At 57.4% G+C, this 7053-nt stretch carries 6 protein-coding genes and 3 tRNA genes; 6 read left to right on the top strand and 3 right to left on the bottom strand.

Going from position 1 to position 7053, the window contains the following annotated elements; translation table 11 throughout:
* Position 1: 1 nt before the first annotated feature.
* The 3 genes from H9C73_RS15885 to H9C73_RS15875 all read right to left on the bottom strand — a co-directional run bounded on the left by H9C73_RS15885 (position 2) and on the right by H9C73_RS15875 (position 3137).
* Positions 2–77, bottom strand: a tRNA-Glu gene (locus tag H9C73_RS15885).
* Between the two features lie 5 nt (positions 78–82).
* Positions 83–2254: a putative bifunctional diguanylate cyclase/phosphodiesterase gene (locus tag H9C73_RS15880; protein WP_209288880.1), complete on the bottom strand. Its 2172-nt coding sequence runs from the start codon at positions 2252–2254 to the stop codon at positions 83–85.
* A gap of 109 nt (positions 2255–2363) precedes the next feature.
* Positions 2364–3137 (bottom strand): hypothetical protein, encoded by a 774-nt coding sequence (locus tag H9C73_RS15875; protein WP_209288879.1) that lies wholly within the window; start codon positions 3135–3137, stop codon positions 2364–2366.
* A gap of 126 nt (positions 3138–3263) precedes the next feature.
* Here H9C73_RS15875 and H9C73_RS15870 point away from each other — a divergent pair.
* The 6 genes from H9C73_RS15870 (at position 3264) to pyrC (ending at position 6907) form a co-directional block, all read left to right on the top strand.
* Positions 3264–3339 (top strand) — tRNA-Glu (locus tag H9C73_RS15870).
* Between the two features lie 2 nt (positions 3340–3341).
* Positions 3342–3417, top strand: a tRNA-Gly gene (locus tag H9C73_RS15865).
* A gap of 346 nt (positions 3418–3763) precedes the next feature.
* Positions 3764–4663, top strand: coding sequence for a LysR family transcriptional regulator (locus H9C73_RS15860; protein ID WP_209288878.1), 900 nt, complete (start codon positions 3764–3766; stop codon positions 4661–4663).
* A gap of 30 nt (positions 4664–4693) precedes the next feature.
* On the top strand, positions 4694–4861 hold the full coding sequence (locus tag H9C73_RS15855) for an oxidoreductase-like domain-containing protein (protein WP_209288877.1): 168 nt from the start codon (positions 4694–4696) through the stop codon (positions 4859–4861).
* Between the two features lie 60 nt (positions 4862–4921).
* Entirely contained in the window at positions 4922–5806 is an 885-nt protein-coding gene (locus H9C73_RS15850; protein WP_209288876.1) for a UTP--glucose-1-phosphate uridylyltransferase, read from the top strand.
* A 63-nt stretch (positions 5807–5869) separates the two neighbouring features.
* Positions 5870–6907 (top strand): dihydroorotase, encoded by a 1038-nt coding sequence (pyrC, locus tag H9C73_RS15845; RefSeq protein ID WP_209288875.1) that lies wholly within the window; start codon positions 5870–5872, stop codon positions 6905–6907.
* Positions 6908–7053 lie beyond the last annotated feature (146 nt).

The following is a 7053-nucleotide window of genomic DNA, read 5'->3' as shown; positions in this document are numbered from 1 at the left end:
ATGGCATCCCGTAGGGGGTTCGAACCCCTGTTACCGCCGTGAAAGGGCGGTGTCCTAGACCACTAGACGAACGGGACACACCTTAATCGCTTTCGCGTTCCTCATCGAGGAGGCGCATATAGTACGCACCGGAGTTTTTTGATGCAACCCCTTTTTGTGCTTTTTTTACATGGTGTTGCGTGTTTTTCATCACGCGGGCCAGCCAGGCAGCGGCAGGCTCCGGCTTGTGCAGCAAGTACCCCTGCAAAAGATCACATCCATGCGCCGCGAGAAAGTCAGCCTGTGCCGCCATTTCAACGCCCTCTGCCACCACCTTCAGCCTCAGCTGACGTGCAATGGAAAGAATCGAGCGCACAATGGTTCGGTTATCGTCGTCCCGCGGCAGGTTATCAACAAACCGCTTATCGATTTTCAGCTCACTCAGGTGCAGCTTTTTAAGATAGGCCAGGTTGGAATACCCGGTACCAAAATCATCCAGCGAGAAGCGGATGCCAAAGAACGACAAGCGTGCGATGTTATCCAGCAAACCTGCATGATTATCGATAAAGAGACTTTCGGTAATCTCAATCACCAATGAAGTGGGCGCGACGCCTGATTCGCCAATCAGCTCAATAACCCCATCGATAAAGGCGTCATCATGGAACAGTATTGAGCTGAAGTTGACCGACAGCGGACACTGAACGCCATGCCGGGCCAGCTCTTTCAGTATCTGCAGAGATTGACTGAGTACCTGCAGCGTCAGCGGTTTGATCAGCCCCGAAGACTCGGCAACCGGGATAAACTCCCCGGGTGAGACCGGGCGCCCTTGCGGGCCGTTCAGCCAGCGCACCAGTACTTCGCCACTCCTGACCGCACCATCCGGACTGAATTGCGACTGTATGGCCAGAGACAGCTCATCTCGCAGCACTGCATCCCGCAGCGCAGCTTCAAGTTCTACCCGTCTGCGCGCCTGCTGGCCCAACTCGGGTAAATAGAATTCAACTCGACTCCCTCCCAGTTCACGGGCACGGTTGAGGGCCATATCGGCACTTCTTCGCAGGGTTTCGAAGTCATCTCCGTGCACACCGACCCGAGCAATCCCCGCGCTTGCCGTCAGTGCTAGGCTCCCGCCGAAGCTGCGCACCGTATCTGCCAACTGCTCACAGAACACCGTCAGGCGCGACAGTATGGCCGAGTCATCGACCCGTCCCGTGCGCAGCAGCATCCCGAACTCTTCCCAGCCCACATGCGCCAGAACCTCATGCCGCTCGCCCAACAACCTGCCAAGACGGCGCCCGACCTGATGCAGCAGCCTGTCTCCGAACGCATGTCCGTAGGCATCGTGAATACGGTTGAAATCATCCAGGCCAAACAGCACCAGAATGTAACCATCGGCATCAGGTTCAGCCAGACAGCTCTCTATCGTTTCCTGCAAGCGCCGACGGTTAGGCAGTCCACTTTGAGGGTCGTGATAAGCCAGGTATTCAAGGCGCTGCTGAGCATCTTTTTCAGCCGTTACATCCTGCTCCACCGACAGGTAGTGACTGACCTCTCCCTGATTGTTGCGCACCGGTGAAACCACGGCGCGCTTGACCATTTTGCGCCCCTGCTTGTGTCGGTTTACAAATTCGCCACGCCAGGCCTCTCCCCGCTCGAGCGTTGACCAGAACGCGTGCTTTTCAGCTTCTGTTTTGGGAGCCCAGGCACGAAACCCCGGACGCCGGCCCAGCACTTCCTCGCGGCTGTAACCGGAATTGGCTTCAAACCCACCGTTTACATAGGTGATCTCACCTTCCAGGTTGGTGATGATGACACTGGATGGGCTCTGATCAATGGCGTGCCGAAACAGCACCAGATCCGATTCGATCCGCTTGCGCTCGGTCACGTCACGCTGGGTGCTTACAAAGTAGATGGGGACACCCTGCTCGTTCAGCAGAGGGCGAATCCGTATTTCCACCCAGTAGCGCTCACCCTGAGCCGTATAGTTGACCAGCTCCTCACAGACTTCCTCTGAGTGCAGCAGCGCACGGGCGATGCGACCGGTTGCCTCACGGTCAGTCTCTGCGCCCTGAAACAGTCTGGGACTTTTTCCTATTAACTGTTCTCGGGCGTAACCGGTCCGGTTCAGTACGGCCTGGTTCACATAAACAATGAAGGGGCCACCGTTTTCGAGGGTGGCATCGGTCACGACAACCAGGTCGGACAAGTGGTCCAGACTGGCCTGCATGAAATGAAGTTGCTCTGCCGTATCCAGAGCCTGAGTAGTGGGGGGCACAACGTCTCTCGCGTTCGGGTACACACATCATGTGCGGCTTGGGGGGGCCACAAAGCAGTGCGGATTGTAGGGGCTAAACGCGAATTGATAAACCTTTATTACACTAAGGTTACCGGTAATCCGTAAATGGCTTGGGCCGGAACTTGTCTTCCTTCGCCTGTTCCTCCTCCCGGCGACGCCGCTCTTCTTCCTCTTTTTCCAGTCGCTCTCGCTTTACGATCACTTCCAGTTCATCGATGTGAGTCCCGATTTCATACATCTGACGGTCAAGTTGCTGGGTACTGTTCAGGCTCTGCAACTTCGCCATGGCCGTGCGGAAACGCGGCAGCGCCGCCGCTGCACCACGCGCCTGTTCAGCCTCATAGGTATCCATCAGCTCAACATCAATGCGAGTCCGTGTGTAGGCTTCCTTGACCTGGTAGGTGACGGTATCAATATCAGAGGGTTTGAAGAGCCCCTGCTGTTTCACTTCACTGAGAAACTGAAAGAGTTCACGCAGCAGCGATGCCGTTCGCGAGGCATGGTTGCGATCCGTATGCAGCGTCATACTGCCTGCGGGGTGTTCAACCACCGGGATTGGTTGAGACGCGACTGACTCCACCTCCTGCAACCGTTTCAGATTGTCGTCCGTACGTTCCAGTTCCAGCGTGAGCTTCCAGCGCTGCATAAGGTAGCGCACCAGCAGATCACGGATCTCACGGGTGATGTAATGCTCTGGCAAAGAGCGCAGCAGATGATCCGCCCTGCGGATCTGGTCCTTGAGCAATAACAGGCGCATTCGTCGTTCACGGCGCTGGTTTTCAATGCTTTGAATGGTGAACGCAATCATGGCCATCACCACAATGACGCCGATAATCAGAAAACCGGTTTCGGTAGGAGTCATACATTCACACTGTTTATAGGCCCGAAGCCCTTGATTCTATAACAAAAAACCGCTGAAAAGTGCTTGACCGCCACAAAACCTGACTTTAATATTCGATCCGCTCGCCAATCGGTGAGCAGATGCGGAGTCCCATTCGTCTAGTGGCCCAGGACACCGCCCTTTCACGGCGGTAACAGGGGTTCGAACCCCCTATGGGACGCCATTGCGGGAATAGCTCAGTTGGTAGAGCACAACCTTGCCAAGGTTGGGGTCGCGAGTTCGAGTCTCGTTTCCCGCTCCAATCCCCCCCCTCATTACATGCTCAAGCTTTGTTTGATTCTATAAAAGCGACCCACTGTATTGGCTGGGGTCGCGACCGGGGCGCCGGCCGGATCGAGTTCGTTTCCCGCTCCACTCTCCCTCATTACATGCTCAAGCTTTGTTTGATTCTATAAAAGCGACCTGCTGTATTGGTTGGGGCCGCGACCGGAACGCCGGCCGGATCGAGTTCGTTTCCCGCTCCAAACACCCTCACCTCTCAGACCAGGTGTCACTCCCCCGAGCCGTTCTGCTTAGTTTTTCATGGCGTCTCAGGTATCCTTCCATCATATCTGTTTTGCGACCCGTTCAATCGCCGTGAGGATAACATGCAGGTAACGCTTGAGCAGTGGCAGGCTCTTCTGGCCGTTGTTGATGCTGGCGGCTATGCCAAGGCTGCCGAGCAACTGGGTAAAAGTCAGTCGGCTGTCAGTTACGCGGTGCAGCGACTGGAAACCGGCCTGAATATTCGTGTTTTCCGTCTGGAGGGCCGCCGGGCGGTGCTGACAGAACCGGGAGAGGCCTTGTGCCGGCATGCTCGCAAACTGGTTGAGCAGGCGCGGCAAACCGAGGAGCTGGCCCGCCAGTTTGGTCAGGGGTACGACGCCCATATCAGCCTTGCCATGGATACCATTTTTCCGCGTGAGTGGATGCTCGATATCCTCGCAGGCTATGCCGATGAACACCCCCACACCCGGATTGAACTGCTCGAAACGGTTCTGAGCGGCAGTGACGAGGCGGTACTGAAACGCCAGGTCGACCTGTCCATCAGTGGACGGGTGCCGCCGGGCTTTCTGGGGGAAGCCCTGATGAGCGTTCGCTTCATTGCCTGCGCCAGCCCTGACCACCCCCTGAACACACTGGGGCGCACTCTGACGCTGGATGACCTGACGCGCCACCGCCAGCTTGTTGTGCGTGATTCGGGCAGCCGAAGCGTTGATTCCGGCTGGCTGGGTGCCGACCAGCGCTGGACGCTGGGCAACCTGGACGCCTCACTGATGGCCGCCTGCAAGGGCGTCGGATACGCCTGGTACCCCGAAACCCGTGCCCGCGACCTGCTGGATCAGGGCCTGCTGAAACCCCTTCCCCTCCAGAACGGCGCGGAGCGCTGGCATGAACTCTACCTGATCATGACCGACGGCGAGCTGGCACGACCGGGTATAAAAAAACTGGCTGACATGATCAAACAAAGGGTCGATAGCCAGTCACCGGACAAGCCTTTAAAATAGCCTCTTGAATACACAAACAGCGTGAGACCCATGGAAAAACCCATCCCCCCGGCAGATGGCGAATGTTGCGAATGCGGCTGTGAGCCCTGTGTCTGGGACACCTACTACGAAGAGATGCATGCCTGGAACGCTGAGCAGAAACGCCTGCGGGAACAGCAGGCCGAGCATCAAGGCGAACAAACAGACAGCAATAACTGATAGTATCAGCGGCCAGATCCGACCTCCTTGGACTTTTCATAACCCCTGAAGGATTGAGTCATGCTCAACAAAGTTGTCATTCCGGTTGCAGGACTGGGTACCCGGGTACTCCCTGCCAGCAAATCCATTCCCAAAGAGATGCTGACAGTCGTCGACAAGCCGGTGATCCAGCATGTGGTTGAGGAAGCCATCGCCGCAGGCATGACCCAGATCATCCTGGTTACCCGCAGTGGCAAATCGGCACTGGAAGATCATTTTGACCGCAATGCCGAGCTTGAGCAGGTACTGGAAGCCAAGGGCAAGGACAAGCTGCTCGCGTCCATCAAGGACATGCTGCCCAGGGGAGTACAGCTGATCTCGGTCCGTCAGGACGAAGCCAGGGGGCTGGGGCATGCGGTGCTCTGTGCCGCTGAACTGACCGGAGCGGACGACTTCGCCGTGATGCTGCCGGACATGTTGATCGATAACAGTGATGACACTCGTGACTTTGCCGCGATGGTCGATGCCTACCGCCAGCATGGCCGTGGCCAGGTAATGGTCGAACAGGTGCCTGCCGACCAGGTTGAGCGCTACGGCATTGTCGACTGTGGCGGCCAGACACCGGCAGTACGCGAGCATGCACCGATGCAGGACGTGGTCGAAAAGCCGCCCCTTGCAGAAGCGCCTTCCAATCTGGCCATCGTGGGTCGTTACATCCTGCCCGGCAAAATCATGCAGCTGCTCCAGTCCACTCCCCCGGGGGCCGGCAATGAAATCCAGCTGACAGATGCCATCAAAACGCTGCTGGATGAAGGCGGCGCACTGGATGCGTTCACAATGGGCGGCGACCTGTATGACTGCGGCAACAAGGCCGGCCTGTTGAAAGCCAATGTCGCCTTCGGGCTTAAGCACCCGGAGACATCAGAGGAACTGAGCGCATTCCTCCAAGGCCTGAGTGTAAAATGAATTTTCCGGCCTTGGACGTGATCTACGCAGAGGCCCGAACCCCTTAACGTACAGGATCTTTTCATGACTGATCGTCTGACCCTTACCCGCCCCGATGACTGGCACCTGCACCTGCGTGACGGTGACGTGTTGCAGCATGTTGTTCCCGCCACGGCTCGGCAGATGCACCGAGCCATCGTGATGCCGAACCTGAAGCCGCCCGTCACCGATGCCGAGCAGGCACTGGCCTACCGTGAGCGCATCCTTGCTCAGGTGCCGGAGGGATGTGACTTCGATCCGCTCATGACACTCTACCTGACGGACAACACCACGCCGGAGATGATTGCGGCTGCCAAGGCGACCGGGAAAGTGGCTGCCGTGAAGCTGTACCCGGCCGGTGCCACCACCAACTCCGACTCGGGTGTCACGGACCTCGGCAAGCTGGACGCCATCTGCGAAGCGCTCGAAGAAGCCGGCATGCCACTGCTGGTCCACGGTGAAGTGACCCACAACCATGTGGATATCTTCGACCGCGAAAAGCAGTTTCTGGATGAAATTCTGACCCCGCTGGCCAGTCGCCACCCGAGCATGAAACTGGTGGTCGAACATATCACTACCAGGGATGCGGCCGAGTTCGTCAATGCGCATGGCGACAACGTGGGTGCCACCATCACCGTTCAGCACCTGGCCTACAACCGCAACCACATGCTGGTAGGCGGCATCCGCCCTCACCTGTTCTGCCTGCCGATTCTGAAACGCAACGTGCACCAGCAGGCACTGCAGGATGCCGTTGTCAGCGGCAGCAAAAAGTTCTTCCTCGGCACCGATTCAGCGCCGCACGCAAAAGGCGCAAAGGAGAACGCCTGTGGCTGTGCGGGCTGTTACAGTGCCTATGCCGCCATTGAGCTTTATGCCGAGATATTTGAAGACCTGGGTGTGCTGGACAAGCTGGAAGGATTTGCCAGCCACCACGGCGCCGATTTTTATGGCGTTCCGCGCAATACGGACACCATTACACTGATCAAGGAAGCATGGCAGGTCCCCGCCGAGATGCCCTTTGGCAACGACATTATCGTGCCGCTGCGCGCCGGCGAAACCCTGAGGTGGAAGCTGGAAAGCTGAGCCACTCGGTTGCGGAGCGGCTTGGTACGAGCGCTCTGCACACGCACCCGCTCACAAAAAAAGGCGCCCTCAGGCCACTGCTGTCCCATAAATGGCAGCAAATGAGAAAGCCTGAATCCAAGTGAGTAAAATGAGAGTGCGACCAA

This window comes from Marinobacterium alkalitolerans (assembly GCF_017776525.1).
GTDB lineage: Bacteria > Pseudomonadota > Gammaproteobacteria > Pseudomonadales > Balneatricaceae > Marinobacterium > Marinobacterium alkalitolerans.
The sequence above is the reverse complement of the archived record's forward strand: the minus strand, read 5'-3'. Positions and strand labels throughout refer to the sequence as shown.

Bases quoted from the DNA above. Each gene is read 5' to 3' on its own strand.
- H9C73_RS15875 (WP_209288879.1), bottom strand. From the start codon at position 3,137: ATGACTCCTACCGAAACCGGTTTTCTGATTATCGGCGTCATTGTGGTG.
- H9C73_RS15860 (WP_209288878.1), top strand. From the start codon at position 3,764: ATGCAGGTAACGCTTGAGCAGTGGCAGGCTCTTCTGGCCGTTGTTGAT.
- H9C73_RS15855 (WP_209288877.1), top strand. From the start codon at position 4,694: ATGGAAAAACCCATCCCCCCGGCAGATGGCGAATGTTGCGAATGCGGC.
- H9C73_RS15850 (WP_209288876.1), top strand. From the start codon at position 4,922: ATGCTCAACAAAGTTGTCATTCCGGTTGCAGGACTGGGTACCCGGGTA.
- pyrC (WP_209288875.1), top strand. From the start codon at position 5,870: ATGACTGATCGTCTGACCCTTACCCGCCCCGATGACTGGCACCTGCAC.